Here is a 25,951-nt window from a genome sequence, read left to right as displayed (position 1 = left end):
CGTGCGACACAAGCGCATGCACGAACGACGCAAGCAGGCGGCGGACCGAGAGTCACAGAAGTCGCAAAGCGCTCCAACATCTCGGCCCGCCAACACCAAGCCTACGAGCGTCCAGGTGGCTTGACGTTCCTTAGGAACTCACTCGCTGGCATCGCCGTGACATCGCCGAGCTTGTACCAGTGCGCGGACGTGAGTAATTCCACGGGTAGGATTCAGGTCACAGCCCCCTCGGGGGTGCCAGGTGAATGACGGAGGTTCCGGTGGACAACGACGTGCTGCGGCAAGCGCCGCTCTTCAGCGCGCTCGACGATGAAGCCGCCACCGCGCTGCTCTCGTCGCTTGTGGAGACGAAGCTGCGCCGAGGCGAGGTGCTCTTCCATGAGGGCGACTCGGGTGACCAGCTCTACATCGTCACCGACGGCAAGGTGAAGCTCGGACGTACCTCGTCCGACGGTCGCGAGAACCTGTTGGCCATCCTCGGCCCGGGTCAGATGTTCGGTGAGCTCTCGCTCTTCGACCCCGGCCCGCGCTCGGCGACGGTCACGGCCGTGACCGACTCGTCGTTCGCTGCGCTCAGCCACTCCGACCTGCTCCAGTGGCTCGAGGGTCGTCCGAAGATCGCCTCGGGGATGCTCGCCCAGCTGGCGGGTCGGCTGCGGAAGTCCAACGACGTCGTCGCCGACCTCGTGTTCTCCGACGTGCCCGGCCGCGTCGCCAAGGCGCTGCTCGACCTCGCCGACCGCTTCGGCCGCACCGCCGACGACGGGGTGCACGTGCACCACGACCTCACGCAGGAGGAGCTCGCCCAGCTGGTCGGCGCTTCGCGTGAGACGGTGAACAAGGCGCTGGCCGACTTCGTGTCGCGTGGCTGGCTCCGGCTGGAGCCGCGCTCGGTGGTCATCCTCGACCTGGAGCGCATGGGACGGCGCGCCCGCTGATCGAGTTCCGGGTTTCGCACGGTCGAGATCCGGGTTTGTCACAGTCGAGTCCCGCCGTCGGTACGCCGAGGGCGGGACTTCGGCGTTGGTGGGGGCTGCACGGTGGTGAACCCGGAAGTGGGCGGTGGTGAACCCGGAAGTCGGTGGTGGTGAACCCGGAAGTGGGCGGTGGTGAACCCGGAAGTCGCTAGAGGGGTGGCGGGGTGCGACGGGAGCCCGAGCCCGAGGCCTCGACCGCGACGCCGAGGCGGAGCAGGACGGTGTCGTCGTACGCGCGACCGGCCAGCGTCACGCCGACGGGCATCCCGATGTCGGCCAGGGTCCCCATCGGCACGGTGACGGTGGGGATGCCGAGGTGGCGTGGGACCAGGTTGCCGTTGGCTACCCAGACCCCGTTGCGCCAGCCCGCGTCGGCCGAGGCCGGGTTGACGTCCATGTCGGCCGGACCGATGTCGGCGACCGCAGGGAAGATCACCGCGTCGAGGCCGAGGGCGTCCATCCATGTCTCCAGGTCGATCCGCCGGGTCTCCTCCAGCCCGCGCACCCCTGCCTCCAGGGTGGGGATGTCGAGGAACGAATCGTACGGATGGGCGGCGACCTGCGCCGGATAGTCGGCGATGTCGTCCTCGAACCCGTCGTAGCGGTCCGGCAGCGCCCCCGGCGGGGCCGGGAAGATCGTGGCGCCGTCGACCCCGGCCAGGCCCGAGAGCGACGGGTCACCGTTGGCGGCCAGGAAGTCGTCCCACGCCCAGGCCGACAGGTCGACGATCTCGCGACGCAGGTACTCCGCCGAGACCAGACCCCGCGTGCCGATCGTCGGCGCCCCCGCCCGGTCGCCCTCGTAGTTCGTCACGACCGGCAGGTCGACCTCGACCACCTCGGCTCCGGCCGCCTCCAGGTCGGCCCGCAGGTCCGCCCACAGCTCCAGCAGCGAGGGCCGCGGCACGATCGCCTGGCCGGTCGGCCCGCCGATCCCGGTCGCCCCGACGCCGGCGTCAGGGTCGGTGCCGAGGTACATCCGTGGCACCCCCAGACGGCGTCCACGCAGAGCCGAGGTCGGCTCCGGGGCGCTCCCGAGGCCGACGTACGACGGCGGGCGCACCGCCTCCACGGGTGGGATCGTGACCCACGGCTGGGCCCGCCAGAAGTCCCCACGGACGATCTCGTCGGGGGCGACGATCACGTCGAGCACCTCCAGCAGGTCCGCCATCGTGCGGGTGTGCGGCACGACGACGTCCATCGTCGGCACCAGCGGCCAGTTGCCGCGCACCGAGATCACGCCGCGCGAGGGGGTGTAGGCGCACAGGGCGTTGTTCGAGGCGGGGCCGCGGCCTGAGGACCAGGTCTCTTCGCCCAGGCCGAACGCGCACAGCGAGGCCGCGACCGCCACCCCGGAGCCGTTGGAGGAGCCGGAGCCGAACGGCGCGGCCAGCCAGGCCGGGTTGTACGGCGACTCCGCCCGGCCATAGAGGCCGCGCTGCATCCCGCCGTTGGCCATCGGTGGCATGGTCGTCTTGCCCAGGCAGACCGCACCGCCGGCACGGAGCCGGGCGACGGTGAACGCATCCCACTGGGCGATCAGGTTGGCGAAGGCCGGGGAGCCGGCAGCGGCGCTCAGGCCGGCGACGAGGTAGGAGTCCTTGACCGTGTACGGGATCCCGTCGAGTGGTCCGAGCAGCGCCCCCGCGGCACGGCGGGCGTCGGAGGCACGGGCGGCGGTCAGCGCCGACGGGTCGTCGACGACGACGGCGTTGAGCCGGGGCCCGTCACGGTCGAGCCGAGCGATCCGGCCGAGGTAGGCCTCCACCAGGGAGACCGAGGTGGCCTCGCCCGACTCCAGTGCGGAGCGCAGCGTGGCGATGCCGGCCTCGACGACGTCGAACCCGGCCATCGTCATGCGTCCTGGCTCAGGCCTTGCCCTTGAAGGCCTTGGGGATCTCGCGGCCCTGCGCGATCGCCCGCTCGGGCGCCTTGACCTGCTTGACCTTCTTCACTCCGACGAAGACCAGCAGGCCCGCCAGGAGCAGGTAGAGCGCGAAGACGATCAGGAACGCCCACTGCAGGTCGAGACCCGAGCCGTTCCAGTGGATCAGGAAGCCGAGCGCGATGGAGAACATGATGATCGCCAGCACGGCCAGGAACCCTGCCGCGGCGAAGAGCGCGATGCCGATGCCGCCGTTGGTCACGCTGACCTTGAGCTCGGACTTCGCCAGCTCGATCTCCTTGGAGACCAGCGACGAGATGTCGCGGCTGGCTTCGGCGACGAGACGGCCAATGGTGGGCTCGGTGTCGGTCCCGCTCTGCTGCGTCATGCGGCTGACCTTACTAGGGTGAGGGCCGAGTCTTCGTCTTCATCTCGGGAGAACTCCATGATGACTTCACTCAGTGCACCTCGACGTCGATCCTTCACCGGGGTCGCCGCGGCGACGCTCGCCGTCTCCCTCGCGCTTCCACTGGCCCTCGCCCTGGCCCGCGTACTCGGGCTGGGGCCCGCTGCCTGGGCCGGGGAGACCCGGCAGGCCGTCGCCACAGCCACAGCGACAGCCACGGCCACGGCGACGAGCGACCAGGGTGACAGCGGCAACGGCTCCGCGACCGCGGTCTGGGTCGCGATCGCGGTGGTCGTGTTCCTCGCGGTGAGCGGCGGCGGCTGGCTCGCGCGGAGGTTCAGGGGTGGTCGTTCAGAACGCGACGGAGAAGATGACGTGCCGTGAGTCGGCGGCGGCCTGGGTGTAGAACCGGGTGAGCTCGGCGAGCCAGCCCCACGCGTAGTCGCCTTCGGACGTTCCGTACTCGGGGTTGCGCAGGTCCGAGGGCATCGCCCGGTAGAGGGCGAGGAACCGGTCGTGGTCGATCGTCTCCAGGAAGGCGGCGACCTCGGCGACCTGGGCGGGGTCGTTGTAGGTCAGGAGGGCGGTCTCCAGGTCGTCGTTCAGGACCCGGTGGCCGAGGATCGCGCCTCGCGCGGGCCAGGTGGCGGGGTCCGACCACCAGTCCTGGTCCGGTCCGATGCCGGCGTACGCGTTGGGGCACAGGGCGCAGCTGATCGGATCCCAGGCCTTGTCCAGCTCGCAGGCGAGCACGAGGCCGGCGTCCCACATCCGGTCCTCGATGTCGGCGACCCTCTCGTCGAGAGCGGCGTCGTCGGCAGCGGCCAGCAGGCTCTCAGCCGTCGCGTCGTCCAGTCCGAAGCACATCCCGCGCACCATCGCTCAAGACTCTCACGACGCTCACGCAGAGTCCTCAGGCGAAGACGTCCGGCGTGCCGTCCCCGTCGGCATCGACCGTCTCGGCGTCGGCGATCCGACGGTAGACCCGGTTGCGGTAGCGCAGCACGACCGAGGCCAGGGCGGCGGCCAGCACCGATCCGGCCAGGACACCGACCTTGACGTGCTCGTCGCGCAGCGAGGCAGGGCCGTAGGCCAGCTCGCCGATCAGCAGCGAGACGGTGAACCCGATCCCGCCGAGGATCGCCATCCCGACCACGTCGACCCAGGCCAGCTCGTCGTCGAGCTCGGCGCGGGTGAAGGTGGCCAGCAGCCAGGTCGCCAGGGTGATCCCGACCGTCTTGCCGACCACCAGGCCGACCACGATCCCGATCGCCACCCGGTCCGAGAGTGCGTCGGTGAAGCCGTGCCAGCCGCCGACCGTGACCCCGGCCGCGAAGAAGGCGAAGACCGGCACCGCGATCCCGGCGCTGATCGGACGCAGCAGGTGCTCGAAGTGCTCGGTCAGACCCGGCTTGTCGGTGTCGCCGTCACGGCGCAGCACCGGCACAGTGAACGCCAGCGCGACACCGGCGACGGTGGCGTGGATCCCGCTGGCGTGGACCAGGGCCCAGGTCGCGACGGCCAGTGGGAGGAGCAGCTCGGGACGACGTACGCGTCGTTGGACGAGGACGCCGAAGGCGGCCAGCGGGACCAGGGCGAGCAGCAGCCAGCCCAGGTGCAGGCTGGAGGTGTAGAAGATCGCGATCACCACGATCGCGAGCAGGTCGTCGACCACGGCCAGGGTGAGCAGGAAGGTGCGCAGCCCGCTGGGCAGGTGGGTCGAGATCACCGCCAGGATGGCGACGGCGAACGCGATGTCGGTCGCGGTCGGGATCGCCCAGCCGCGCAGGCCACCACCGTCGAGGTTGATCAGAGTGAAGAGCACGGCGGGCACGATCATCCCGCCGACGGCGGCGGCGACCGGGAGCAGCGCCCGGCGCGGATCGCGCAGGTCACCGGCGACGAACTCGCGCTTGAGCTCGAGTCCGGCGACGAAGAAGAAGATCGCCAGCAGGCCGTCGGCCGCCCAGGAGCCCAGGGAGAGGTCGAGGTGCAGCGAGTGCGGCCCGATGGTCCAGTCGCGCAGCGACTCGTACGAGTCCGACCGGGAGGTGTTCGCCCAGATCAAGGCGATCACGGCACCGGCGATGAGGAGCAGACCGCCGGTGGTCTCGGCGCGCAGGATCTCCGCGGTGCGGGAGTGCTCCAGCCAGCTGCCGCGGCGGAAGAGATGGGGGCGAGTGTGTCCAGGTGTGGTCATGGCGCCTTCGGGGTCGAGAACGTGACTGCCGACCAGACTTCCCGGCTCACCTGACTCCAGGATATCGCCGTTCGGCCCGTCGCCGGGCATCCACCGAGGTCGTAGGGTCGGGTCATGGGACCGCTGATGCCGCCCGAGTGGGCTCCGCAGGATCGGATCTGGATGGCCTTCCCGGCGCCGGGCTACTCGCTGGGAGACACAGCGGCCGAGGCCGCCGAGGCACGTACGGCGTGGGCCGCGGTGGCCAACGCCGCGGTCCGGTTCGAGCCGGTCACCGTCGTGGTCGACCCGAGTGAGCGGATCGCGGCCCGGGCCCTGCTCGACGACGACGTGGAGATCATCACCGCCCCGTTGAACGACGCCTGGATGCGTGACATCGGCCCCACCTTCGTCCATGCCGAGGACGGCTCGGTCGCCGCGGTGGACTGGGTCTTCAACGGCTGGGGTGCTGCGGAGTGGGCGGAGTGGGACAAGGATGCCGAGATCGGCCTCACCGTCGCGGCCGCGGCCGGCGTGCCGGTGATCGACTCCCCGATGATCAACGAGGGCGGCGGGATCCACGTCGACGGCGCGGGCACGGTGCTGGTCACCGAGACGGTGCAGCTGGGCGAGGGCCGCAACGCGACCTGGACCAAGGCCCAGGTCGAGGCCGAGCTGGCCCGCACGATCGGGGCGACCGACGTGGTCTGGCTGCCGCGCGGGCTGACCCGCGACTACGACCGGTACGGCACCCGGGGGCACGTCGACATCGTGGCGACGTTCGTCGCACCGGGCCGGGTGCTGGTGCACCAGCAGACCGACCCGGCTCACCCCGACTTCCTGGTCTGCACCGCCCTCCGCGAGCTCCTCGCCGAGCGGTTCGAGGTGATCGACCTGCCCGCTCCGCGTCAGCTGCGTGATGGCGAGGGATGGGTGGACTGGTCCTACGTCAACCACCTGGTGGTCAACGGCGGCGTGATCGCCTGCTCCTTCGACGACCCGCACGACGCCCAGGCGGTCGCCATCCTGGAGCGGGCCTATCCGGGGCGCGAGGTGGTCACCGTCGACGCCCGTCCGATCTTCGACCGCGGCGGCGGGATCCACTGCATCACCCAGCAGCAGCCGTCACGGCGCGGGGTGCGCTGAGCAGCAGAACCGCCGACCAGCACGCCCGGCGGCAGGGTGGCCGTGGGTCAGCCGCGGCGGGGCTGCGGGATGCTGGCCAGACCGCCCCCGCGGCGCTTGGCGGAGTACATCGCGCGGTCGGCCGAGATCAGCAGGTCCTCGACCTCGCCGTCGCCGTCGTACTCGGCGACGCCGACGCTGAGTCGGACCGCGACCTGGGAGTTGGTCACGGCCAGTGGTCCGGTGGCGTTGCTGACCACCTCGGCGGCCAGCTCCTCGGCCTCGAGTGAGTCCAGGCCGGGCAGGATCACGACGAACTCGTCGCCGCCGAAGCGCCCGACGGAGTCGCCGACGACGGACTTGAGCCGGCCGGCGACCTGATTGAGCACCTCGTCGCCGGTGAGGTGGCCGTGGTCGTCGTTGATGCTCTTGAAGTCGTCGAGGTCGATCACCATCACCGACAGCGGCGTGCCCTGGGTGCGGGCGTCGCGCACGGCGTGCCGCAGGACCGTGTTCAGTCCGCTGCGGCTCATCGTGTCGGTGACCGGGTCCCGCTCGGCCATCGTGGCCATCGCCTCGACCGAGTTGGGGTTGATCCGCAGGAAGGTCCCGGTCATGAAGACCATCGCCGCGAAGGCGCACGTCCCCATGATCCGTACGTCGGCCAGCTGGGCCCCGACGCCGACCAGGACCGACGCCGCGGCAGCCGAGGCCAGCCAGCGGTCGAGGCCGGTGGTGTTCTCGGCCCGGCGGATCGCGGCCGCGGCACCGATGGCGATCAGGAGCATCATCCCGACGCTGTGGATCTCGTAGCAGACGCCGTACTGCTCATTGCGCCACGGCGTCGTGGTCCAGAACAGCCTCTCCCAGACGTGCTCGGGCAGGAGCGCGGAGCCGGCAAGCAGCACCGGGGGCGCGGCCAGGAAGAGCTGCATCGGGCGGCGCGGCCACCAGGAGCGGAAGGTGACCCGGCGGGCGACCATCAGCCAGGCGGTGACGGCGACGGCGACGCCGGTCAGGTAGAGCGCGCTGATCCGGTAGGGGAGCGGGCCGACCAGGTAGTAGGACGCGCAGACGTTCCAGACCGCGACGCCGATCGCTCCACCGGCGAAGAGCCAGCGGTCCCGGAAGGTCGGACGGTGGAACCAAGGGAGGAGAGCCAGCACTCCGCTGAGCGCGGCCACCGTCCAGCCGTACGCGATCACGTCAGACTTGTCCCTCGTAGAAGTCCGTCCCGAGGCATCAATCGTTTGATGTGGTTGCCAGCGTAGTGCCAGGACGGTCCCGGTTCCCAGGACTATGCGGGGTCATTCGTACTAGGCGCATCGTGGCCCATTGGTCCTGAGGGCCCAGGACCGGGGCCCGGGTCGAGGACCGGGGATGCGCCCTTGACCAATGCTAGAACTCGTTCTAGTTTCGGGCTATGACTGCGAGCCGCGAGGCCATCCTCGAGACGATCAACTCCTACGTTTCCCTGGTTGCCTCCGGCACCGCCGACGAGATCCTGGCGCTGTATGCAGCTGGCGCCACTGTCGAGGATCCGATCGGCAGCGAGGTCCGCACCACGAGGGAATCCATCCACGAGTTCTACGCCGTGCTGGAGGACCTCCAGCAGGACGCCACGCTCCAGGTCGCCAAGGTGGGCGACGGCCAGGCGGCGTTCCTCTTCGAGCTGGTCACGAAGACCGACGACGCCACGTACACGGTCGCCCCGATCGACGTGATGACCTTCGACGACGACGCCAAGATCACCAGCATGCGGGCGTTCTGGTCCGACGAGGACTTCCAGGTCAGCTGATCCCTGAACGCGCCGGAGCCCGGGGAGAGCAGTGGTTGCTCTCCCCGGGCTCCGGTCTGGTATCGCCTGACCTCGGAGGGGTCAGTCCTCGGTCGAGGTGGCCGAGCGGGCCGAGATCAGGTCCATGATCGAGGCGTCGGCCAGGGTGGTGGTGTCACCCACGTCGCGCTTCTCGGCGACGTCGCGGAGCAGGCGGCGCATGATCTTGCCCGAGCGGGTCTTGGGCAGCTCGGGGACGATCATGATCTCGCGCGGCTTGGCGATCGGGCCGATCTCGGCACGGACGTGGTCGGAGAGCTGCTTCTCGATGCCGGATTCCGGACCGCCCGCGACTCCTTCTTTGAGGATCACGAATGCGACCACTGCCTGACCGGTGTCGGCGTCGGTGGCACCCACGACCGCGGCCTCGGCCACGGCGTGGTGGGAGACCAGGGCCGACTCGATCTCGGTCGTGGACAGGCGGTGGCCCGAGACGTTCATGACGTCGTCGACGCGACCCAGGACCCACAGGTCCCCGTCCTCGTCCTTCTTGGCACCGTCACCGGCGAAGTAGTAGCCACGGTCGGCGAACATGGACCAGTAGGTGTCGACGTACCGGTCGTCGTCGCCCCAGATCGTGCGGAGCATCGACGGCCACGGCTTGGTGATGACGAGGTAGCCGCCCGAGCCGTTGGGCACCGAGTCGCCCTTGTCGTCCACGACGTCGGCACCGATGCCCGGCAGCGGCGTCATCGCGCTGCCCGGCTTGCCGTGCGTGACGCCCGGCAGCGGGGAGATCATCAGGGCGCCGGTCTCGGTCTGCCACCAGGTGTCCACGACCGGGGTGCGGTCCCCACCGATGACACGGCGGTACCAGACGTACGCCTCGGGGTTGATCGGCTCACCGACCGATCCCAGAATGCGGAGCGAGGAGAGGTCGCGGGCGGCCGGGATGTCGTCGCCCTGCTTCATGCACGAGCGGATCGCGGTCGGGGCGGTGTAGAAGAGCGTCACGCCGAGCTCCTCGATGATCCGCCACCAGCGGCCCCGCTCGGGAGCGTCGGGGGTGCCCTCGTACATCACCTGGGTGACGCCGTTGGCCAGTGGACCGTAGGTGATGTAGGAGTGCCCGGTGATCCAGCCGATGTCGGCGGTGCACCAGTAGATGTCGGTCTCGGGCTTGAGGTCGAAGACCGCCCAATGCGACCACGCCGTCTGGGTCAGGTAGCCGCCGGTGGTGTGCAGGATGCCCTTCGGCTTGCCGGTGGTGCCCGAGGTGTACATCACGAACAGCGGGTGCTCGGCGTTGAACGCGGCCGGGGTGTGCTCGGGCGACGCGGCGTCGACCACGTCGTGCCACCACAGGTCCTTGTCCGTCCACGCGACGTCCTGGCCGGTGCGGCGTACGACGAGCACGTGCTCGACCTCGTGGCCCGCGTCCGACGCCTTGACCACTGCCTCGTCGACGGCCGGCTTGAGTGCTGCCGGAGCGCCACGACGGTAGCCACCGTCGGAGGTGATCACGAGCTTCGCGCCGCAGTCCTCGATCCGGGCCGCCAGGGCCTCGGCGGAGAAGCCACCGAAGACGACGGTGTGGATCGCGCCGATGCGGGCACAGGCCTGCATCGCGACGACGGCCTCGGGGATCATCGGCAGGTAGATCGCGACCCGGTCGCCCTCGCCGACACCGAGCTCGGTCAGGGCGTTGGCCGCCCGGGAGACCTCGTCCTTGAGCTGGGCGTAGGTCAGGTCGCGCTTGTCCTCCAGGGGCTCGCCGACCCAGTGGATCGCCACCCGGTCGCCGTTGCCGGCCTCGACGTGGCGGTCGATGCAGTTGTAGGAGACGTTGAGCTCGCCGTCGCCGAACCAGCGGAAGAACGGGGCGTTGGAGTCGTCCAGCACGGTGGTCGGGGGCGTCGCCCAGGTCAGGCGCTCGGCCGCGGTGGCCCAGAAGGCGACCGGGTCGGCCTCGGCGTCGGCGTACGCGTCGGCGGTGACGTTCGCAGCAGCGGCGAGGTCGGCCGGCGGTGCGAAGCGGCGCTCTTCGTGGAGCAGGTTCGAGAGGGTCTCGTCAGTCACAGGTGGGGTCCTTTCTGAGGATCCACGAACTCAAAGGGGGAGTGGCCCGGATCACAGTCTAGAACCCGGTGATCGCGCCCGGCCGCTCCCCCTTTTCGGTGGATCAGTGGGTGCGGACGACCGGTGCGCCGGTGGGCAGCACGGTGCGGCCGAAGGTGGAGTTCGCGACGCCGGCGAAGGACGTGTACCAGGCCACCACGGCGGTCGCGATGCCGACGAAGCCGCCGATCTTGGTCAGGTTCGGGGTCGTGGTCAGGTCACCGAGGGTGAGGAACGCGAACGTGATCGTCAGCAGCGTGAAGACCACCACCAGAGCGGTGTTGGTGCGGAACGACGAGATCCACATGTAGGCGGTGAAGATCGTCCAGCCGAGCAGGAAGAGGCCGACGCCGTGCTGAGCCTCGGCGGGGGCGAACGACGACAGGTCCGTGCGGGTCGCGAGGTACCAGAAGGCCAGCCAGAAGCCGCCGTACGAGGCGAACGCGGTGGCGCCGAAGGTGTTGCCCTTCACGAACTCCCACATCCCGGCGAGGATCTGGACGATGCCGCCGTAGAAGAGCGCGACGCCGAAGACGACCGGCTCGGCCTTGATGATGTCGGCGTTGGCGAAGCTCAGGATGAACGTGGTCAGGGCGAACGCCGCCAGGCCGAGCGGGCCCGGGTCGGCGAAGGAGGCTCCGGTGGCCGCCGGGGCGGACTCGGGGCTGGTGCGTGCGGCGGGGACGCTGGCATGCATGGCGGTCATGGTCGGCTCCTTGTCGAAGGGCGGCTCTCCGGGTGAGGGAGGGTGCCGCGGGATCTGGGATCGACGCTAAGACGGCATGTGATCGGCGTCACAGAGCCTGGAAGGTCGCCAGCGACGGGCGGTGACGTCGGTGCGACCAGTTGTCGGTCGTACGACGACGAGCGGTCGTTCTGTCGCGACGAACGGTCTCGTTCGTGGCGGTAGGGAATCAGCGGGCGCGTGTGATGCGGACTGCCTTGCTGTACCGCGAGACTCCGTACGGCGAGACCGCACGCACGCGGACGGCGCCTGGATGCCGAACCGTGATCCGAACAGTCCATGTGCCGGCGGGGCTCACGCGAACACTTCGGACATGCCGGAATCCGCGTCGTCCTTCCCGCCTCAAGGAGATGTCAACCGTGACGCCGGTAGGGGACGGTCGAGCCTTCCCTGTGATGCGTGCAGTCGTTCCCTTCCTTGTCGCGCGGATCGCCGAAGGGGTGGGCAGGCGTCCTTTCACAACGACTGTTGTCGACGTGGTGCCCGTCACGGCGAGTGTCTCTGGATCCAGCGTCTGGAAACGGAGAGGGTGTGCGCCGATGTACCTGAAGAGTCGGGTGTCTCCCAGAGTGACCTGGTGGGTGCCAGGATTCAGGACCTCCTGGCCTGGAGTGGGTTTCAGGTCCACCACGCGGATGGCGTCGCCGTCAACGATCTGGGCTTGTGCTGACCATCGCGTAGTGACGTCGGTGCTGACGATCGCCACCACCGCCTCGATCCGTCCGGAGAGCTCGGGGAGCGACACTGGTGCGATAGTCACTGATGCGTGGGGGGCGGCGGTGGCCGTCGGCAAGAGCGTGAACGCGCCGACGAGGGTGAGGAGCAGGCCAAGGATGGCTGCTGGTCGGCATAGCGGTGTCGTTCTCATGTTCACAGTGCCCCGTACATTGCTCGCACGCCGTTCCAGTCGCCGCGACCAATTTCTCGCGTGTTGTCCCAGCATGCGGCGATGGTCGGGGCCATGGCCTGATGGTAGGTCGACACATGGTTCAACCCGAGAGCGTGGCCCCATTCGTGAACCAGGACGCTCTCGAGGTCGTACTTTCCAGAGCACGATGGGCCGATGTCGTCGACTGCTGCCCATGGCTGGGCGCTGTTCAGGGCTATGGAGAAGCGGCCATCGCCCCACAGACAGGTTTGAGCGAGAACTGTGGTGCTCGATCCGAAGTTCGCCCAGGCGATGACGTTTGCTGTCGGACGTGACAAGCAGTTGCCGAGTGACTGCTGGTGGGCCGTGGTGCTATTTGCGCCACGCACCGTCTCGAGGAGGACATAGTGCGCAATTCCGCATTGCGCATAGATTGAGTTCCATGCCCAAGCAGCGTAGTGCAAACGGTTGTTCACGTTACTTGCGAGGAGCCCGGGGTTGCCGGCTGAGTTGTACGCCCAGTTGACTCGGTAAAGGCCGTTGACGAGGGTCGATGTCTGAGTAGTTCCAGACAATGCATACGGCGCCGCCGCACTGCACTTATCGGCGGGCTGGGGGTCGTTGATGACGCTAATTCCCACGGGGGCGGCATCGGCAGGCTGGGGTGTTGTCGCCGTCCCTTGTGTTGGTCCTTGGGGCGGGTGGATGTGACGCCTTTCGGCTTCCTTCAGGCGCAGCGATGCGAGCGAGGCTCCCTGGAGTCGCTGGGCATAGTCATCTACCTCGGCTCCGGTCCCTGATTTGGTGGGTCGGTGGGACGCCCTTGCTTCGGCGATATCAAGATCGCGTCCGAAGAACGATCCGTCTTGGAATCCGACGAGTGATCCGTCGGTGGTGCGGTAGAGGCCAACCTCTGTCTGTTCTGACTCGTTTGCTGCATCGATATATCCCATCACCCACTGCGACTCTGCTGGCGCGGCCAGACGCACGCCATTGTCGAAGGACACCGTTACGTCGCGAGGGTGACACGCGCGCTTGACTCCTTGTCCCATCGCATCTGCATCGCGACTGTTCACGGTGGCCGTCTCTGCGCACCCGAGGGGAGCCGCATTGGCGCTCATGAGTGGAAGGGCGCCGCACGATATCGCCGCCGTGAGGACTGAAGTTGCTAGGACTTGGAAAACGACCGTCCGCATGGGAGCTTCCTTGCTGCGCTGAGTGGCAGATGCGCAGCCAACCTTCCGGGTTGAGGCGCTGTTTCTCTCGCTGTCTCGGCAACCGGGCAGCAGGTGGTTGAGATCTTGTTATCCGCGTGACAAGTCTTGCTCGAAGCGGTGCCTCGGGATCTCCTGATCACCGGGGAGGTCAGGCCCGGGTGCGGAACCCGCTGCGGTCGACCGCGACGGACTCCGGCGCGTGCAGCCGGATCATGGTCCGCAGCACGTGCGCCGGGACCGTCGCCGAGGTCGCCACCGAGACCGCGATCATGACCGCGAACGCGAGCGGGACGGTGACCATCGCCGGCTGGGCCAGCAGCGCCCCGCCCAGACCGGCGGGGGTGTAGCCGGCCATCGCGCAGACCACCGCCACCCCGGACGTCGCACCGCCGACCAGGAGTCCGGCGACCGCTCCGGCGGCGGTCAGGCCCCGCCACCAGATCCCGAGCAGCAGCAGCGGACAGAACGTCGAGGCCGAGACCGCGAAGGCGAGCTCGACGGCGTGGGCGACGGCCAGTCCGGTGCTCAGCCAGGTCAGGGCCAGGGTGATCAGGGCGCCGCCGATCGCCGCCACCCGGAAGGACGCCACCGGCGGCAGTCGGCGCCCGACCACGTCCTGGCTCAGCACCCCGGCCAGGGAGAGCACCAGCCCCGAGGAGGTGGACAGGAACGCGGCGAACGCGCCAGCGGCCAGCACCGCGGTCAGGACGTCGGCGAGCGTCCCGCCGAACGCCGCCCCGGGCATGGAGAGCAGGCTGGCGTCGGGTGAGGTCGAGGTCCCGATCAGGTGCCGCCCCAGGACGCCGTACGCCGGCGGGAGCAGGTAGAAGACGCTGAGCAGGATCACCACGTTGACCGTCGTACGGCGGGCGGCGGCTCCGTCGCGGTTGGTGTAGAACCGCACCACGACGTGGGGCAGCCCCATCGTGCCGAGGAAGGTGGCGAGGATCAGGGAGTAGGTCAGGTAGAGCGCGTACGGGCCCTGCAGCGGCTCCAGCCAGGCGGCGTCCGCGGTGGCGTCGAGATGGCGCCACACCCCTGCCGACCCGCCACGCGCGCTGATCGCGAGGAAGGCCAGCGGGATCAGCAGCGCGGCCAGCTTCACCCAGTACTGCACCGCCTGACCGAGGGTGATCGAGCGCATCCCGCCGGCCGCGACGCCGACCACGACGACCACCGCGACCAGGGTCGAGCCGACCCACTCGGGGGCGCCGGTGACCAGGTGCAGGGTCAGTCCGGCGCCGCGGAACTGGGGGATCAGATAGAGCGCGGCGATGATCACGACCAGGCCGCTGGCCACCCCACGCACCACCGCCGACTCGAGCCGGAACTCGGCGAAGTCGGGCAGCGTGTAGGCCCGCGACCGGCGCAGCGGCGCTGCCACGAAGAGCAGCAGGATCAGGTAGCCGGCCGTCCAGCCGACCGGGTACCAGAGCATGTCGGCACCGCGGGCCAGGATCAGTCCGGCGACGCCGAGGAAGCTGGCCGCCGACAGGTACTCGCCACTGATCGCCGCCGCGTTGACCACCGGGGTGACGGTGCGCGAGGCGACGTAGAAGTCACTGGTGGTGCGCGAGACCCGCAGCCCGAAGACCCCGACGGCGAGGGTCAGCACCACCACCGCGCCGACGGCGATGACGGCCAGGGTGGCACCCGTGCTCACCGGCCGCCCGCCTCCGGTCCGGCGGTGTCGGAGAGGTCGGTGGGCAGCACCAGGTCGTGGAAGTCCTGCTCGTTGCGCTCGGCCCGGCGCACGTAGCCCACCGCCAGGGCGATCAGCACCGGGTAGCAGGCCACCCCGATCAGCACCCACGCCACCCGCACGCCGCCGACGTCGCCGGTGCGCAGCGCCGGGACCAGGACGAAGAGGAGCGGCAGCAGCCCGACCGTGAGCCCCAGCGCGACGGTGACGCCCAGGGCCAGCCGGAACTGGCTGCGCATCAGGGAGCGCAGGTACACCTCGCCGATCGGTGACTCGGCGTCGAGCTCGGAGACCACCGTCGTACGTCGTCTCCGGGCCGAGACCGGTGCGGTGACCCTGACCCGCGGTGGCGGATCGGGGTTCACGACGGTCCGCCCGTGCCGCCTGAGGCGTTCGTGCCGCCCGAGGCACCCGGCGTCCGGGTCCGGCGCAGCTGCTCGCGCACCGCAGGGGTGTGGCGTCGGCTGACCGGCAGGGTGTGCGGCCCGATCCGTACCGTCAGGCGCCCCTCGGCCTCGATGATCTCGTCGGCACGGCCCAGCGGCATCAGCACCGAGCGGTGGATCCGGAGGAAGCCGGCCTCGCGCCAGCGTTCCTCCAGCTGGCTGATCGGCATCCGGACCAGGTGCGACCCGGTCGCGGTGTGGAGTCGGGAGTAGTCGCCCTGGGCCTCGACCCAGAGCACCTCGGAGCGTTGCACCAGCCGGGTCACGCCGCCGAGCTCGACGGCGATGGCGTCGTCGGTGCTCGGTTCGGCGGTCGGTGTCGCGGACGCGTCGGCGAGACGGCGTACGGCCTCACGCAGGCGCTCCTCGCGGACGGGCTTGAGCAGGTAGTCCACGGCGTGCAGCTCGAAGGCGTCGACGGCGTGCTCGGTGTGGGCGGTGACGAAGACGATCGCGGGCGGCTCCTTGAACCGGCCCAGCACGGCGGCCAGGTCGAGTCCGGACAGGCCCGGCATGGCGATGTCGAGGAAGACCGCGTCGACCTCGCGGGTGCGCAGCGTCTCCAGGGCAGCGGTGCCCGACGAGGCGGTCAGCACGGTGCCGATCCGCTCGTCGCGGCCCAGCAGCCAGGAGAGCTCGGCGAGGTTGGGCTCCTCGTCGTCGACGACGAGCGCGACCAGGCCGGTCGGCGGGGGCTGGACGGTCATGGCCTCACTCCGCTGGCGAACTTGGGCACCCGCACCGTCACCTTGGTGCCGGCGCCCGGGGCTGTCTCCACGACAAGACCGTAGTCGTCGCCGAAGGTGGAACGCAGCCTCTCGTCGACGTTGAACAGGCCGACCGAGTCCAGGGAGGTGTCCCCGGCCAGGACCGCCCGGATCCGCTCGGGGTCCTCGCCGACGCCGTCGTCCTCGATGGTGACGATCGCGTCGCGGTCCCCGGCGGCCCCGTCGCGGGCCGAGATCACCACGGTGCCGCCGTCAGGGGCCGCCGCGAGGCCGTGCCGGACGGCGTTCTCCACCAGCGGCTGCAGGGAGAGCACCGGGATCGTGATCGGCAGGGTCTCGGGAGCGATCTGCAGCTCGACCTGGAGCCGGTCGCCGAACCGGGCCTGCTCCAGCACCAGGTAGCGCCGGATCGAATCCAGCTCCTCGGCGATCGTGGTGTAGTCGCCGAGGCGGCGGAACGAGTGTCGGGTGTAGTCGGCGAAGTCGAGCAGCAGGTCGCGGGCGCGACCCGGGTCGGTCCTGACGAACGAGGCGATCGCGGTCAGGCTGTTGTAGACGAAGTGCGGACTGATCTGGGCCCGCAGCGCCCGTACCTCGGCCTCCATCAGGCGGCGGCGGGAGGCGTCCAGCTCGCCGAGCTCGAGCTGGCCCGAGACCCAGTTGGCGACCTCGTCGGTGGCGCGCGCCAGTCCGGCGCTGGCGGTGTCGGCGTACACCTGGAGGGTGCCGAGCACCCGATCCTCGACCACCAACGGTGTCACGATCGCCGCACGGACCTCGCAGCTCGGCTCGGTGCAGCTCAGGTCGCGGCGGTCGAAGACGAGGGCGGTGCCCTTCTCGATCGCGACCGCCGCCAGGTCGGCGGCCTGACGGCCGTGGTGCTGGGCGTCGCCGTCCCAGGCCAGCAGCCGAGTGGTGTCGGTGAGCGCCAGCGCCGGGGTGCCGAGCAGGTCGTGGAGGTGCTTGATCGCCTTCTCGGCGCTGGTCACCGAGAGCCCCTCGCGCAGTGCCGGGGCGGCCAGGGAGGCGGTGTGCAGGGTGCGGAAGGTGGCGTGGTCGGCCTCGGATCCGAGGTGTCGTCTCTTGCGCCGCACTGGCTCAGCGTAGGACGAGCCCCGACCACGACACAGCCCGAACGGCGGTGCGGGTTGTGTCTCGGGGGTGTAAACGCGAGAGTCTGGACCCATGACGGCTCCCATCGGCTTGGCAGACCAGCGGGTGCAGTGGCGTACCTGGGCAAACCTGATCACCCTGATCCGCACCGTCGCGGCCATCGTGCTCGGAGTCGTCGCGATCGTGCAGGTCTCGGTCCCGATGCTGGCGATCGCGTACGGCGTCTACTGGGTCGGCGACTCCGCTGACGGCAACGCCGCCCGGATCCTCAAGCAGGAGACTCGCTTCGGTGCCGTCTTCGACATCCTGTGCGACAGGGCCAACTCGTCGCTGCTGCTCGTCGGCCTGCTGGCGATGCACCACGAGTTCGCGTGGCCGCTGGGGATCTACTTCGTCCAGTTCATGGTGATCGACCTCGTGCTCACGCTGTCGTTCCTGCTCTGGCCGCTGGTCAGCCCGAACCACTTCTACTTGGTCGACCGCACGGTCTACCGGTGGAACTGGTCGGTGCCGGCCAAGACCGCCAACACCACGCTGCTGATCCTGCTGCTGCTGGCCTCGGACCAGTGGGGCCTGCCGGTCTGGGTGGTCTCCCTGGTCGCGGTAGCCCAGCTGGCGGTCAAGGTGGTCTCCTCGTTCAGGGTCTACGCCCTGATCACCGAGCTCGAGTCGGCCCGCGCAGCCGTTCATGGCGCCGGGCTGCTCCCGTTGACGGAAACGGCGCGTGCCTGAGCTTCTCGGTGCCTGCCTGATCGCACTCGGGGTGGGCTACGCCTCGGCGCTGATCCCTCTGATCAACGTCGAGGCGATCGCGCTCGCCGGGGGTGCCGCCACCTCCGTGCACGGCGCGATCGCGGTCACCGCCGCGCTGGCGGTGGGCCAGACCCTGGGGAAGATCACGATCTTCTACGGCGTCCGCACCGGCCGGAAGGCGGCGGTCAAGAAGAAGGCCGAGGCCGCCCTGGAGGAGGCCGAGGAGACGCTGGAGGAGGACGAGGCCCAGCATCTGACCTGGCGTCAGATGACCTGGAAGGGCCGGATCGCCTGGCTGCGCTCTCTGATGATGGAGTCGCTGGCCCACCCGTGGCAGGGCCCCGCGGTCGTCTTCGTCTCCGGCTCGGTCGGCATCCCGCCGCTGCTGATCACCGCTGCTGCGGCCGGTATCTCGGAGATGAAGATCGTGCCCTTCGTGATCACGTGCTTCACCGGCCGCTGGCTGCGGCTGCTGGTGATCGCGGTGCCGGCTGCGCTGGCGTTGCACCACTGAGCAGCACCGACCGCCACTGGGCAGCACTGACCGCCGGGCGTCACGAGATGTTGAGCAGCTCCTCGCCGTTCGCGTAACGCCACAGCTGCTGGTGCACGAGCCGTAGCGCCCGGGGCCGCATCGCGGCCGACGTACCGCCGATGTGCGGTGTGATCAGCACGCCGGGCGTCCTCCACAGCGGGTGGTCGGCGGGCAGGGGCTCGGGGTCGACCACGTCGATCGCGGCGCTGATCCGGCCCTGCGCGCAGGCGGTGACCAGGGCGTCGGTGTCGACGATCGCGCCGCGGGCGACGTTGACCAGCAGGGCGCCGGGCTTCATCCGGGCGATCATCTCGGCGTCGAAGAGCTCGGTCGACTCCGGGGTGGCCGGCAGGATCAGGATCACGACGTCGGCCTCGGGCAGCAGTGCCGGGAGCTCGTCGATGCCGTGGACGTGGCCCGCCTCGGTGGTGCGGGCGGTGCGGGCGACCATCACCGGCTCGGCCTCGAAGGCCTCGATACGGGTGCGGATCGCGGCGCCGATCGCCCCGGCGCCGACGATCACGACACGCTTGTCGGCCAGACCCGGCAGCCACTGCCGGTCCCAGATCCCCTGGTCCTGGAGTCGGGTGTAGCCGGGGATGTTGCGCAGGCTCGCCAGCGTCAGGGTCACGGCCAGCTCCGCGGTCGCGGTGTTGTGGATCCCGCGGCCGTTGCACAGCCTCACCCCGGCCGGGACATGGTCGACGATCTGGTCGATCCCGGCCCACTGCACCTGGACCGTCTCCAGACGGGGCAGCCGACCGAGCAGCTCATAGAAGCTGGGGTCGAACGTGTACGGCGCCACCAGCAACGTGACCTCCTCGGCGTGGTCCGGCATCCCGGCGTCGTAGTCGACGCTCTGGATCCGCAGCCCCTGCGGCAGCGGCCCGACGGCCTCCAGCTCGTCGAGGCTGAACGGGACCCAGGCGAGGCGGTCGGACGGAGCGACGGGGAAGTCAGGCACTGAACCACTGTGGCGCAGGGGACGGAGGGGGCGCCAGGGGGTGTCCGTGGGGTGCTCCTCACCTGCGAGTGTCATGGATCCCTGACTTTTGGCAGAAGTCATGGATCCATGACATTTCAGAAATGTCGGGATAGCCTGACGACATGGAGCCTTCGGTCGGCTCAGATGAGTGGCCCGTCTCAGCCTGGGAGCGGGTCGGCTATGCGGCGCTCGGACAACGGCGGCGCCTGGGTATCACGCAGGCGGACCTCGCCCTCCGCAGCGGCGTCAGCCGCGCCTGGATCGTCGCGTTCGAGCGGGGTCACCAACGGGCCGACCCGCAGAACGCCTTGCGGGTGCTCGCTGCCCTGGGTCTCGAGCTGGTCGTTCGTCCTGTCCAGGTCAGTGCCCGCCAGGAACGTGCCGATCAAGCGCTCGCCACGATCTTCGGAGACGACGACTGATGGCGAGTCGGCTGAGCCTCACCGGTGTACTCGTGGTGGCGATGGACGGTGTCGAGGTCGGCGAAGTCCGCCGCAGCCGAGCGGGCGAGCTCTCCTTCACCTACCTCGACGGCACCCCCTCCCATCTGGTGGTCTCCCCGCATCTACCGGTCTCGTCGAGGACCTATGGCCATGCCGCTGTGGAGCCCCTCCTCGCTGGGCTGCTTCCCGACAACGAAGCGGTACGCCGACGCTGGGCCGGGCAGTTCGCCACCGACGAGACCCCGTTCGATCTCCTCGCCCACATGGGTCTCGACTGTGCCGGTGCGATCCAGTTCGCCAGGCCCGAGGAGCGCCATCTCCTCGTCGAGGGCGCCGGAGACCTGATCCCGGTCAGCCGCGGCGACATCGCCGTGCGGCTGAAGGCCCTCCGCGCCCCCGGCGGCGAGTCGGGTTGGACGCAACCTCGTGAACAGTGGTCCTTGGCTGGGGCCCAGGGGAAGTTCACCCTCGCCCAGGGCGTCGACGGCTCCTGGTACGAGCCGCTCGGCACCGCGCCGAGCACCCACATCATCAAGCCGGGCATCACGGGCATGACCTCCCAGGCTGCCGTCGAGTTCGCGACTACCCGTGCTGCGGCCCGGCTGGGTCTGCGGACCACGAGCATCGAGTACGCCGACTTCGAGGGCCAGGAAGCCGTCGTCATCGAGCGCTTCGACCGGGTTCGTCTCACCCCGGCCGACCGCATTCTCCGGCTCCATCAGGTCGACCTGTGCATGGCCGCCGGGGTCATGCCGGGACGCAAGTACGAGCGCGATCGCGGGCCGAGTGCGGCGGCGCTGGCCTCGATCGTCCGGAGGCACACCCGCGAGGCCGACGTCGTTCGTTTCTCCGACGCGCTCCTGTTCAACTACCTGTCGAACAGTCCCGACGCTCACTCCAAGAACTTCGCCCTGCTCTATGGCGGGACCCGGGCCCGGCTGGCACCGCTCTACGACCTGGCGACCGGGCTGCCCTACGACAAGAACGACGCTCCGGTGCGCTCCGCCTTCCGGATCGGGGGTGTGGCGAACTTCGGCGAGGCCTACGAGAAGCACTTCGTTCGTCATGCGGAGGAGTTCGGCCTCGATGTCGATGAGCGACTGGGGCGCGTCCGGGACCTGGCGGCGCGCATCCCCGAGGCGATGCGTGAGGCCATGCTGACCGACCTCGGCGGCGAGGTCGGCGCGACGTTGTGGCGCAGGACCAGTTCGGGGCCAGGCCGGATCGACTCGTTCTGTCGTCGCGTGGTGCACCGGCTCGCCTGAGGACGGCGTGCACGTCATCCCGATCGGGGCCCTGGGGCCCTGAGCGGACGCTGAGCATCGTGGAAATCGGTCAGGGTCGTCGTACGATCGGGGTGTCTCCCCGAGCCACGGACGGCTAGAGCCGACTTCGGGTTGAGGCCAGGAAGTGGACCTCGATGTCGTTTGTGGGTTCCTATGCCCGTCTGCTCGACGGGCCTCGTCGTCGTGCCCTGGTCGCGGCTGGACTGATCGGCCGGATGCACCGGTCGATGACCAACCTGGCGCTGATGCTGCTGATCGCCGACCGTGCGGGCAGCTACGGCACCGCCGGCCTGATCGCCGCCGCCTCCGTGATCGGGGTCGGTCTCGGTGGGCCGGCCTGGTCCCGGGGCGTGGACCGTCACGGCCAGCGGGCGGTCATCCCGATCGCCCTGGTCGCCGGGGTGGTCAGCCTGGTCGGACTGCTGCTGGTGGTCGAGCTCGACGCCCCGGTGTGGACCTGGGCGCTGGGCAGCTTCGCCGCCGGCGCGACCTCGCTCGACTTCGGCACCCTGATGCGGAGCCGGTGGGCGGCGATCCTGACCACCGAGGAGGACAAGCACACCGCGCTGGCGCTGGAGTCGATCCTCGACGAGCTCTCCTTCGTGCTCGGCCCGGCCCTGGCGGCGATGATCGCCGCGGCGTTCGGTGGCGGGATCGCGATGACGGTCGCCGTCGTCGCCGCGGTGCTCGGCGGCCTGGTGCTGTGGGACAGCGCCGAGCGCGCATTCGTGCCGCTGGCGCCCGTCGCCGCCACCGAGCAGCGTCTCCGCCGCCTGCTGCCGACCGGGGTGGCACCGATGCTGCTGGCGTACGCCGGCCTCGGCCTGCTCTTCGCCTCGGTGGACCTGTCCTCGGTGGCCGCTGCGGAGGACGCGTCGATGTCGTGGCTCTCCGGCGTGATCATCGCGGCGTTCGCGGGCGGCTCGGTGATCGGTGGCCTGGCTGCCGGTCCGCTGCTGTCGTCGTGGAGCCCCATGCGGCGCCTGATCGTGACCGGACTGGCGTTCGCGGTGATGCTGCAGGTGCTCCTGCTGGCCTCCGACGCCCGCTGGATGCCGCTGCTCGGCCTGGTGGCCGGGCTCACCACGGCACCGCTGCTGATCTCGGCGATGGGGTACATCCAGCTGCACGCCGAGCCCCATCGCCGTACCGAGGCGATGGCGTGGCCCTCGGTGGCGCTCTCCATCGGCGTCACCATCGGCTCGGCCGCGACCGGGGCCCTGATCGACTCCGCCGACGCGTTCCAGGGCTACCGGGTGGCGTCGCTGGGCGGCGTGATCGTCGGCGTGACGGTGCTGGGCGTGTGGCTGTGGAGCCGTCAGTGCCAGGTGAAGAGCTTGACCTCGTCGGTGCCCGGCTCGTCGCGACCGTAGCTGTCCAGCACCCGCGGTAGCGCGACCGCGGTGTCGGTGCTGATCGACTCGTGGCTGCTGTTGAGCAGGGTGGTCGGTGCGACCGGCGGCGCCGGGGTCTTCGGCTGCTTCGCGGTCACCCGGGCGCGCCAGGCGTGGCAGACGTAGGGGATCCGCATGCCGCCGGTGCCGCGGCCGTAGTCGTCGTACAGCGCCTCGACCTTGGCACGGATCTCGGCCCGCTCGGCGTCGCTGAGCCCGATCTGCTCCGAACGGCTCAGGGCCAGGTCGACGACGGTGTCGCGGTCCACCTCCTGCCAGAACGTGAACGCTGCGTGCTCGACGGGGGCGAAGTAGCCCGACTCGACCAGCACCTCGGTCGGGTCGACGTCACGGCGGGTGGGCGACATGATCGCGCAGAGCTTGCGCACCCACGGGATGGACTGGTCGGGGATGTTCCAGACCAGCGCCAGGTGGCCCTCGGGCTTGATCACGCGAGCCATCTCGGGCAGCGCCTTGTCCAGGTCGAACCAGTGGAACGCCTGGGCGGCGACGACCACGTCGACGCTCTGGTCGGGCACCGGGAGCTGCTCGGCCGAGGCGCGGGTGGCGCGGATGTCGGGCAGGTGGGTGGCCAGCACGTCCAGCATCGCGTCGTCGGGGTCGGTGGCGAAGACGTGGTAGCGCTGCTCGACCAGGGAGCGGGTGAGCTTGCCGGTGCCGGCGCCGAGCTCGAGGACGGAGACGAACGTGGTGCCCGGAGTGCCGATCAGCCACGAGACCGCCTGGTCGGGGTAGCTCGGCCGGCCGCGGTCATAGGCATCGGCCACTGTGCCGAAGGAGAGTGCGGAGGGGGCCGGATCAGCCTGTGCAGCCATAGGGTTCAGATTAGTCGCCGTTAGCCTTGTGACCCGTGACTGATCCGTTGGCGCGACTCGTGTCCTTGGAAGGAGTGGCGTCGGCGTACGCCGCCACCCGTGATGGCATCGATGTGATGCTGCGCGACCGGGGCCTGCGCAAGACCACCCCCGAGCAGACGGCCGAGTCGCTGCTGCGCGGCGCGCACGCCTCGGCTGTCCTCGAAGGGTCCGCGTCGACGCTGGAGGAGGTCCGCGCCGACGGCGGCGACGCGATTGCCCGCGACGCGGTGCGGGTCTCGACCGAGGTGCTGGGACTGGTGCCCGTGCTGCGACAGTCGCCGTTGCAGGCCTTCGCCCGGCTGCACGCGGTCGCGGCCCTGGGCACCCTCACCCACGCCGAGCTGGGCCGCCCGCGCTCGGCGAAGACCGCCGAGCGGCTGCAGTTCATCTCCGGGCTGCTGCTCGCCCCCACCACCGCGCCCGCCCTGGTGGTCGCCGCGGTGGTGCACGCCGAGCTGGCCACCCTGGCGCCGTTCGGCTCGCACAACGGGATCGTGGCCCGCGCCGCCGAGCGCCTGGTCCTGGTCGCGCGCGGTGTCGACGAGAAGTCCCTGACCGTCCCCGAGGCGGGGCACCTGACGCTGCGCGCCGAGTACGAGTCCAACCTGCAGGGCTTCGCGTCGGCGACCCAGCCCGGCGTCCATGCGTGGCTGCTGTACGCCGCCGAGGCCTACGCCAAGGGCGCCGAGGCGTCCCCGGTGGCGCGGCTCAGCTGAGCGCGGCGGTTCCCAGGGCGATCAGCGCCGCCACCTTGAGCAGCTCCAGGCCGACGTACCACCAGTGAGCGGTCGAGCGCGGGGTCTCGGGTCCGGTCAGACCGGCCAGGACCGCGTCCGAACGCCGACCCAGCGCCGGCCGTACGCCGACCAGCTGGACGCCCAGCACCACGATCGCGGCCACGGCGGCCAGGGTGACCCCGGAGGTGGGGCCGCCGAGCAGCACCGCCAGGGCCACGACGACGGCGAACAGGCACTCGACGGCGTTGAGCGCCCGGAACACCAGCCGTCCGATCCCGAGACCGATCGGCAGATCGACCCCCGGTGCCCTGAACTTCAACGGCGCCTCCAGGAACGAGATGGCCAGCACCATCCCGAGCCAGAGCCACGCCGTGGCGGCGACCACTGCGGCGGCCCCGTGGCTCACGCCGGCACGACCTCAAGACCGGGTCCGAAGACCTCCAGGTGGATCCGGGTGGCGTCGACGCCGCGAGCGCCCAGCTGGCTGATCGTCGAGGCCATGAACGGCGCCGGGCCGCACAGGTAGACGTCGGCGTCGGCCGGCAGCGTTACCGAGCGGAGGTCGATCCGGCCGAGGTGCACGTCGGAGGTCTCGGGCTGGGTGCCGAGCACCTCGTAGAACCGCTCCAGGCGAGCGCCGGGCAGCCCGGCGACGAGCTCCTTGACCTCGCTGCGGTGGGCGTGGTGCTGGGCCCCGCGGTCGGCGTGGATGACCAGCACCTCGCGCTCGGACCCGGCCGCGCGCAGGTGGCGCAGGTGGCTCACCATCGGGGTCAGGCCGACGCCGGCCGAGACCAGCACGACGGGGGTGGTGCCCTCGATCAGGGTGGCGTCGCCGAAGGGCAGCGACGCGGTCACGGTGTCGCCCTCGAAGACGTCGGTGTGCAGGAACGTCGAGACCTCGCCGGGCTGGCCCTCATCGATCGCCTTGACCGCGATCGTCCAGGCGCCGGAGGTGGTGGTGTCGGTGAGGCTGTACTGCCGGATCTGGCGGGCGCCGTCGGGCAGGCGGACGCCAACGGAGATGTACTGCCCGGGCTGCCCCGCAGGCAGGGGCTCGCCGTCGGCGGCGGTCAGGGTGAAGGAGACGGTGCTCGGAGTGAGCTGGGCGCGGTCGCTCACCACGACGTCGCGCCAGACCTGGCCCGGGGCGACGCCGGCACCGGCGTACAGGCCCTTCTCCAGGGTGATCAGGCTGTTGGCCATGTGCCAGTAGACCTCGTCCCAGGCGGCGGCGACCTCGGGGGTGACGGCCTCGCCGAGGACGTCGACGATCGCGGCGAAGAGGTGCTCGTGCACGATCGGGTAGTGCTCGGCCAGCACGCCGAGGGAGGCGTGCTTGTGCGCGATCCGGCTCAGCACGGCGATCGGCTCGGGGCCGTCCTCGTTGAGCAGGAGCGTGGCGTACGCCGCGATCGAGGCGGCCAGGGCACGCTGCTGGGTCCCCAGCGCCTGGTTGCCGCGGTTGAACAGGTCGCGCTCCAGCTCGGGGTGGGCGGTGAAGAGCCGCCGGTAGAAGAGCGGGGTGATCTCGTCGATGGCGGCGCCGACGACGGGCAGGGTGGCGGCGATGACAGGGGCAGCGGTGGCCGAGAGCCGCGCCGAGGGGGTGCCGTTGTTCATGGTCATTCCTGTCTGGTGCGAGGTGACGGCT

At 70.2% G+C, this 25,951-nt stretch carries 26 protein-coding genes; 10 read left to right on the top strand and 16 right to left on the bottom strand.

The features are described 5' to 3' along the window. The first annotated feature begins 245 nt into the window (after window positions 1-245). Window positions 246-938, top strand: coding sequence for a Crp/Fnr family transcriptional regulator (locus tag Q1V88_RS09765; protein WP_300680881.1), 693 nt, complete (start codon window positions 246-248; stop codon window positions 936-938). A gap of 187 nt (window positions 939-1,125) precedes the next feature. Here the strand turns inward: Q1V88_RS09765 and Q1V88_RS09760 are convergent, their stop codons facing one another. After that, window positions 1,126-2,835 (bottom strand): amidase, encoded by a 1,710-nt coding sequence (locus Q1V88_RS09760; protein ID WP_300680879.1) that lies wholly within the window; start codon window positions 2,833-2,835, stop codon window positions 1,126-1,128. Between the two features lie 10 nt (window positions 2,836-2,845). After that, window positions 2,846-3,250: a phage holin family protein gene (locus Q1V88_RS09755; protein ID WP_300680878.1), complete on the bottom strand. Its 405-nt coding sequence runs from the start codon at window positions 3,248-3,250 to the stop codon at window positions 2,846-2,848. A 57-nt stretch (window positions 3,251-3,307) separates the two neighbouring features. On the opposite strand from Q1V88_RS09755, the gene Q1V88_RS09750 reads away from it, so the two are divergent. Next, the gene (locus tag Q1V88_RS09750) at window positions 3,308-3,652 is read left to right on the top strand and encodes a hypothetical protein (RefSeq protein ID WP_300680876.1); all 345 of its coding nucleotides are present in this window, start codon (window positions 3,308-3,310) and stop codon (window positions 3,650-3,652) included. Here the strand turns inward: Q1V88_RS09750 and Q1V88_RS09745 are convergent. Next, window positions 3,620-4,147, bottom strand: coding sequence for a DUF1877 family protein (locus Q1V88_RS09745; RefSeq protein ID WP_300680874.1), 528 nt, complete (start codon window positions 4,145-4,147; stop codon window positions 3,620-3,622). The genes Q1V88_RS09750 and Q1V88_RS09745 overlap by 33 nt on opposite strands. Before the next feature lie 34 nt (window positions 4,148-4,181). Next, window positions 4,182-5,468 carry a Na+/H+ antiporter NhaA gene (gene nhaA, locus Q1V88_RS09740; RefSeq protein ID WP_300680872.1) on the bottom strand — a complete coding sequence of 429 codons (1,287 nt, stop codon included), beginning with the start codon at window positions 5,466-5,468 and terminating at the stop codon, window positions 4,182-4,184. A gap of 114 nt (window positions 5,469-5,582) precedes the next feature. Between nhaA and Q1V88_RS09735 the strand changes: the two genes are divergently transcribed. Beyond that, on the top strand, window positions 5,583-6,593 hold the full coding sequence (locus Q1V88_RS09735; RefSeq protein WP_300680870.1) for an agmatine/peptidylarginine deiminase: 1,011 nt from the start codon (window positions 5,583-5,585) through the stop codon (window positions 6,591-6,593). A gap of 47 nt (window positions 6,594-6,640) precedes the next feature. On the opposite strand, the gene Q1V88_RS09730 is transcribed toward Q1V88_RS09735, so the two are convergent. Continuing rightward, window positions 6,641-7,777, bottom strand: coding sequence for a GGDEF domain-containing protein (locus tag Q1V88_RS09730; RefSeq protein ID WP_300680868.1), 1,137 nt, complete (start codon window positions 7,775-7,777; stop codon window positions 6,641-6,643). 218 nt (window positions 7,778-7,995) lie between these two features. On the opposite strand from Q1V88_RS09730, the gene Q1V88_RS09725 reads away from it, so the two are divergent. Then, window positions 7,996-8,370, top strand: a complete 375-nt coding sequence (locus Q1V88_RS09725) for a nuclear transport factor 2 family protein (protein ID WP_300680866.1) — start codon at window positions 7,996-7,998, stop codon at window positions 8,368-8,370. Window positions 8,371-8,451: 81 nt separating this feature from the next. Here the strand turns inward: Q1V88_RS09725 and acs are convergent, their stop codons facing one another. The 7 genes from acs to Q1V88_RS09690 form a co-directional block, all read right to left on the bottom strand. After that, the gene (gene acs, locus Q1V88_RS09720) at window positions 8,452-10,428 is read right to left on the bottom strand and encodes an acetate--CoA ligase (RefSeq protein WP_300680865.1); all 1,977 of its coding nucleotides are present in this window, start codon (window positions 10,426-10,428) and stop codon (window positions 8,452-8,454) included. Between the two features lie 103 nt (window positions 10,429-10,531). Further along, window positions 10,532-11,173, bottom strand: a complete 642-nt coding sequence (locus tag Q1V88_RS09715; protein WP_300680863.1) for an acetate uptake transporter — start codon at window positions 11,171-11,173, stop codon at window positions 10,532-10,534. A gap of 909 nt (window positions 11,174-12,082) precedes the next feature. Then, entirely contained in the window at window positions 12,083-13,156 is a 1,074-nt protein-coding gene (locus Q1V88_RS09710) for a matrixin family metalloprotease (RefSeq protein ID WP_300680861.1), read from the bottom strand. 289 nt (window positions 13,157-13,445) lie between these two features. Next, window positions 13,446-14,960 carry a cation acetate symporter gene (locus tag Q1V88_RS09705; protein WP_300680859.1) on the bottom strand — a complete coding sequence of 505 codons (1,515 nt, stop codon included), beginning with the start codon at window positions 14,958-14,960 and terminating at the stop codon, window positions 13,446-13,448. Beyond that, complete coding sequence (locus Q1V88_RS09700) at window positions 14,957-15,364, bottom strand: hypothetical protein (protein WP_300680858.1); 408 nt, start codon at window positions 15,362-15,364, stop codon at window positions 14,957-14,959. Before Q1V88_RS09700 ends, Q1V88_RS09705 begins: the two co-directional genes overlap by 4 nt. Next, window positions 15,361-16,152 carry a LytTR family DNA-binding domain-containing protein gene (locus tag Q1V88_RS09695; RefSeq protein ID WP_300680856.1) on the bottom strand — a complete coding sequence of 264 codons (792 nt, stop codon included), beginning with the start codon at window positions 16,150-16,152 and terminating at the stop codon, window positions 15,361-15,363. The genes Q1V88_RS09700 and Q1V88_RS09695 overlap by 4 nt, the downstream gene beginning before the upstream one ends. Further along, window positions 16,149-17,267: a histidine kinase gene (locus Q1V88_RS09690; RefSeq protein WP_300680854.1), complete on the bottom strand. Its 1,119-nt coding sequence runs from the start codon at window positions 17,265-17,267 to the stop codon at window positions 16,149-16,151. Before Q1V88_RS09690 ends, Q1V88_RS09695 begins: the two co-directional genes overlap by 4 nt. 91 nt (window positions 17,268-17,358) lie before the next feature. Here Q1V88_RS09690 and Q1V88_RS09685 point away from each other — a divergent pair, with 91 nt between their 5' ends. Then, window positions 17,359-18,018, top strand: coding sequence for a CDP-alcohol phosphatidyltransferase family protein (locus Q1V88_RS09685; protein ID WP_300680852.1), 660 nt, complete (start codon window positions 17,359-17,361; stop codon window positions 18,016-18,018). Further along, the gene (locus Q1V88_RS09680) at window positions 18,011-18,553 is read left to right on the top strand and encodes a hypothetical protein (protein WP_300680850.1); all 543 of its coding nucleotides are present in this window, start codon (window positions 18,011-18,013) and stop codon (window positions 18,551-18,553) included. Before Q1V88_RS09685 ends, Q1V88_RS09680 begins: the two co-directional genes overlap by 8 nt. 40 nt (window positions 18,554-18,593) lie before the next feature. Here Q1V88_RS09680 and Q1V88_RS09675 read toward each other — a convergent pair whose 3' ends face one another. Further along, window positions 18,594-19,538, bottom strand: a complete 945-nt coding sequence (locus Q1V88_RS09675) for a 2-hydroxyacid dehydrogenase (RefSeq protein WP_300680848.1) — start codon at window positions 19,536-19,538, stop codon at window positions 18,594-18,596. 143 nt (window positions 19,539-19,681) lie between these two features. Here Q1V88_RS09675 and Q1V88_RS09670 point away from each other — a divergent pair, with 143 nt between their 5' ends. The 3 genes from Q1V88_RS09670 (at window position 19,682) to Q1V88_RS09660 (ending at window position 22,661) form a co-directional block, all read left to right on the top strand. Then, complete coding sequence (locus tag Q1V88_RS09670) at window positions 19,682-19,981, top strand: helix-turn-helix domain-containing protein (RefSeq protein ID WP_300680846.1); 300 nt, start codon at window positions 19,682-19,684, stop codon at window positions 19,979-19,981. Beyond that, window positions 19,981-21,267: a HipA domain-containing protein gene (locus tag Q1V88_RS09665; RefSeq protein WP_300680844.1), complete on the top strand. Its 1,287-nt coding sequence runs from the start codon at window positions 19,981-19,983 to the stop codon at window positions 21,265-21,267. The genes Q1V88_RS09670 and Q1V88_RS09665 overlap by 1 nt, the downstream gene beginning before the upstream one ends. 155 nt (window positions 21,268-21,422) lie before the next feature. Continuing rightward, a complete protein-coding gene (locus Q1V88_RS09660) occupies window positions 21,423-22,661 on the top strand; it encodes an MFS transporter (protein ID WP_300680842.1) in 1,239 nt (412 codons plus the stop codon). Here Q1V88_RS09660 and Q1V88_RS09655 read toward each other — a convergent pair. Next, a complete protein-coding gene (locus tag Q1V88_RS09655; protein WP_300680839.1) occupies window positions 22,607-23,518 on the bottom strand; it encodes a class I SAM-dependent methyltransferase in 912 nt (303 codons plus the stop codon). The two genes, Q1V88_RS09660 and Q1V88_RS09655, sit on opposite strands and share 55 nt — an antisense overlap. Window positions 23,519-23,553: 35 nt before the next feature. Between Q1V88_RS09655 and Q1V88_RS09650 the strand changes: the two genes are divergently transcribed. After that, window positions 23,554-24,276, top strand: coding sequence for an oxidoreductase (locus Q1V88_RS09650; protein ID WP_300680837.1), 723 nt, complete (start codon window positions 23,554-23,556; stop codon window positions 24,274-24,276). On the opposite strand, the gene Q1V88_RS09645 is transcribed toward Q1V88_RS09650, so the two are convergent. Together Q1V88_RS09645 and Q1V88_RS09640 are read right to left on the bottom strand one after the other, a co-directional pair. Next, on the bottom strand, window positions 24,269-24,703 hold the full coding sequence (locus Q1V88_RS09645) for a hypothetical protein (RefSeq protein WP_300680836.1): 435 nt from the start codon (window positions 24,701-24,703) through the stop codon (window positions 24,269-24,271). The two genes, Q1V88_RS09650 and Q1V88_RS09645, sit on opposite strands and share 8 nt — an antisense overlap. Then, window positions 24,700-25,920, bottom strand: coding sequence for a globin domain-containing protein (locus Q1V88_RS09640; RefSeq protein WP_300680835.1), 1,221 nt, complete (start codon window positions 25,918-25,920; stop codon window positions 24,700-24,702). The genes Q1V88_RS09645 and Q1V88_RS09640 overlap by 4 nt, the downstream gene beginning before the upstream one ends. Window positions 25,921-25,951: the final 31 nt, after the last annotated feature.

This window comes from Nocardioides sp., from assembly GCF_030150155.1.
Taxonomy (GTDB): domain Bacteria; phylum Actinomycetota; class Actinomycetes; order Propionibacteriales; family Nocardioidaceae; genus Nocardioides.
Note: the sequence above shows the minus strand (reverse complement) of the source record. Positions and strands in the feature narration are given on the sequence as shown.

Bases quoted from the DNA above. Each gene is read 5' to 3' on its own strand.
- Q1V88_RS09765 (WP_300680881.1), top strand. From the start codon at position 246: ATGACGGAGGTTCCGGTGGACAACGACGTGCTGCGGCAAGCGCCGCTC.
- Q1V88_RS09760 (WP_300680879.1), bottom strand. From the start codon at position 2,835: ATGACGATGGCCGGGTTCGACGTCGTCGAGGCCGGCATCGCCACGCTG.
- Q1V88_RS09755 (WP_300680878.1), bottom strand. From the start codon at position 3,250: ATGACGCAGCAGAGCGGGACCGACACCGAGCCCACCATTGGCCGTCTC.
- Q1V88_RS09750 (WP_300680876.1), top strand. From the start codon at position 3,308: ATGATGACTTCACTCAGTGCACCTCGACGTCGATCCTTCACCGGGGTC.
- Q1V88_RS09745 (WP_300680874.1), bottom strand. From the start codon at position 4,147: ATGGTGCGCGGGATGTGCTTCGGACTGGACGACGCGACGGCTGAGAGC.
- nhaA (WP_300680872.1), bottom strand. From the start codon at position 5,468: ATGACCACACCTGGACACACTCGCCCCCATCTCTTCCGCCGCGGCAGC.
- Q1V88_RS09735 (WP_300680870.1), top strand. From the start codon at position 5,583: ATGGGACCGCTGATGCCGCCCGAGTGGGCTCCGCAGGATCGGATCTGG.
- Q1V88_RS09725 (WP_300680866.1), top strand. From the start codon at position 7,996: ATGACTGCGAGCCGCGAGGCCATCCTCGAGACGATCAACTCCTACGTT.
- Q1V88_RS09715 (WP_300680863.1), bottom strand. From the start codon at position 11,173: ATGACCGCCATGCATGCCAGCGTCCCCGCCGCACGCACCAGCCCCGAG.
- Q1V88_RS09695 (WP_300680856.1), bottom strand. From the start codon at position 16,152: ATGACCGTCCAGCCCCCGCCGACCGGCCTGGTCGCGCTCGTCGTCGAC.
- Q1V88_RS09685 (WP_300680852.1), top strand. From the start codon at position 17,359: ATGACGGCTCCCATCGGCTTGGCAGACCAGCGGGTGCAGTGGCGTACC.
- Q1V88_RS09670 (WP_300680846.1), top strand. From the start codon at position 19,682: ATGGAGCCTTCGGTCGGCTCAGATGAGTGGCCCGTCTCAGCCTGGGAG.
- Q1V88_RS09665 (WP_300680844.1), top strand. From the start codon at position 19,981: ATGGCGAGTCGGCTGAGCCTCACCGGTGTACTCGTGGTGGCGATGGAC.
- Q1V88_RS09660 (WP_300680842.1), top strand. From the start codon at position 21,423: ATGTCGTTTGTGGGTTCCTATGCCCGTCTGCTCGACGGGCCTCGTCGT.
- Q1V88_RS09655 (WP_300680839.1), bottom strand. From the start codon at position 23,518: ATGGCTGCACAGGCTGATCCGGCCCCCTCCGCACTCTCCTTCGGCACA.
- Q1V88_RS09640 (WP_300680835.1), bottom strand. From the start codon at position 25,920: ATGAACAACGGCACCCCCTCGGCGCGGCTCTCGGCCACCGCTGCCCCT.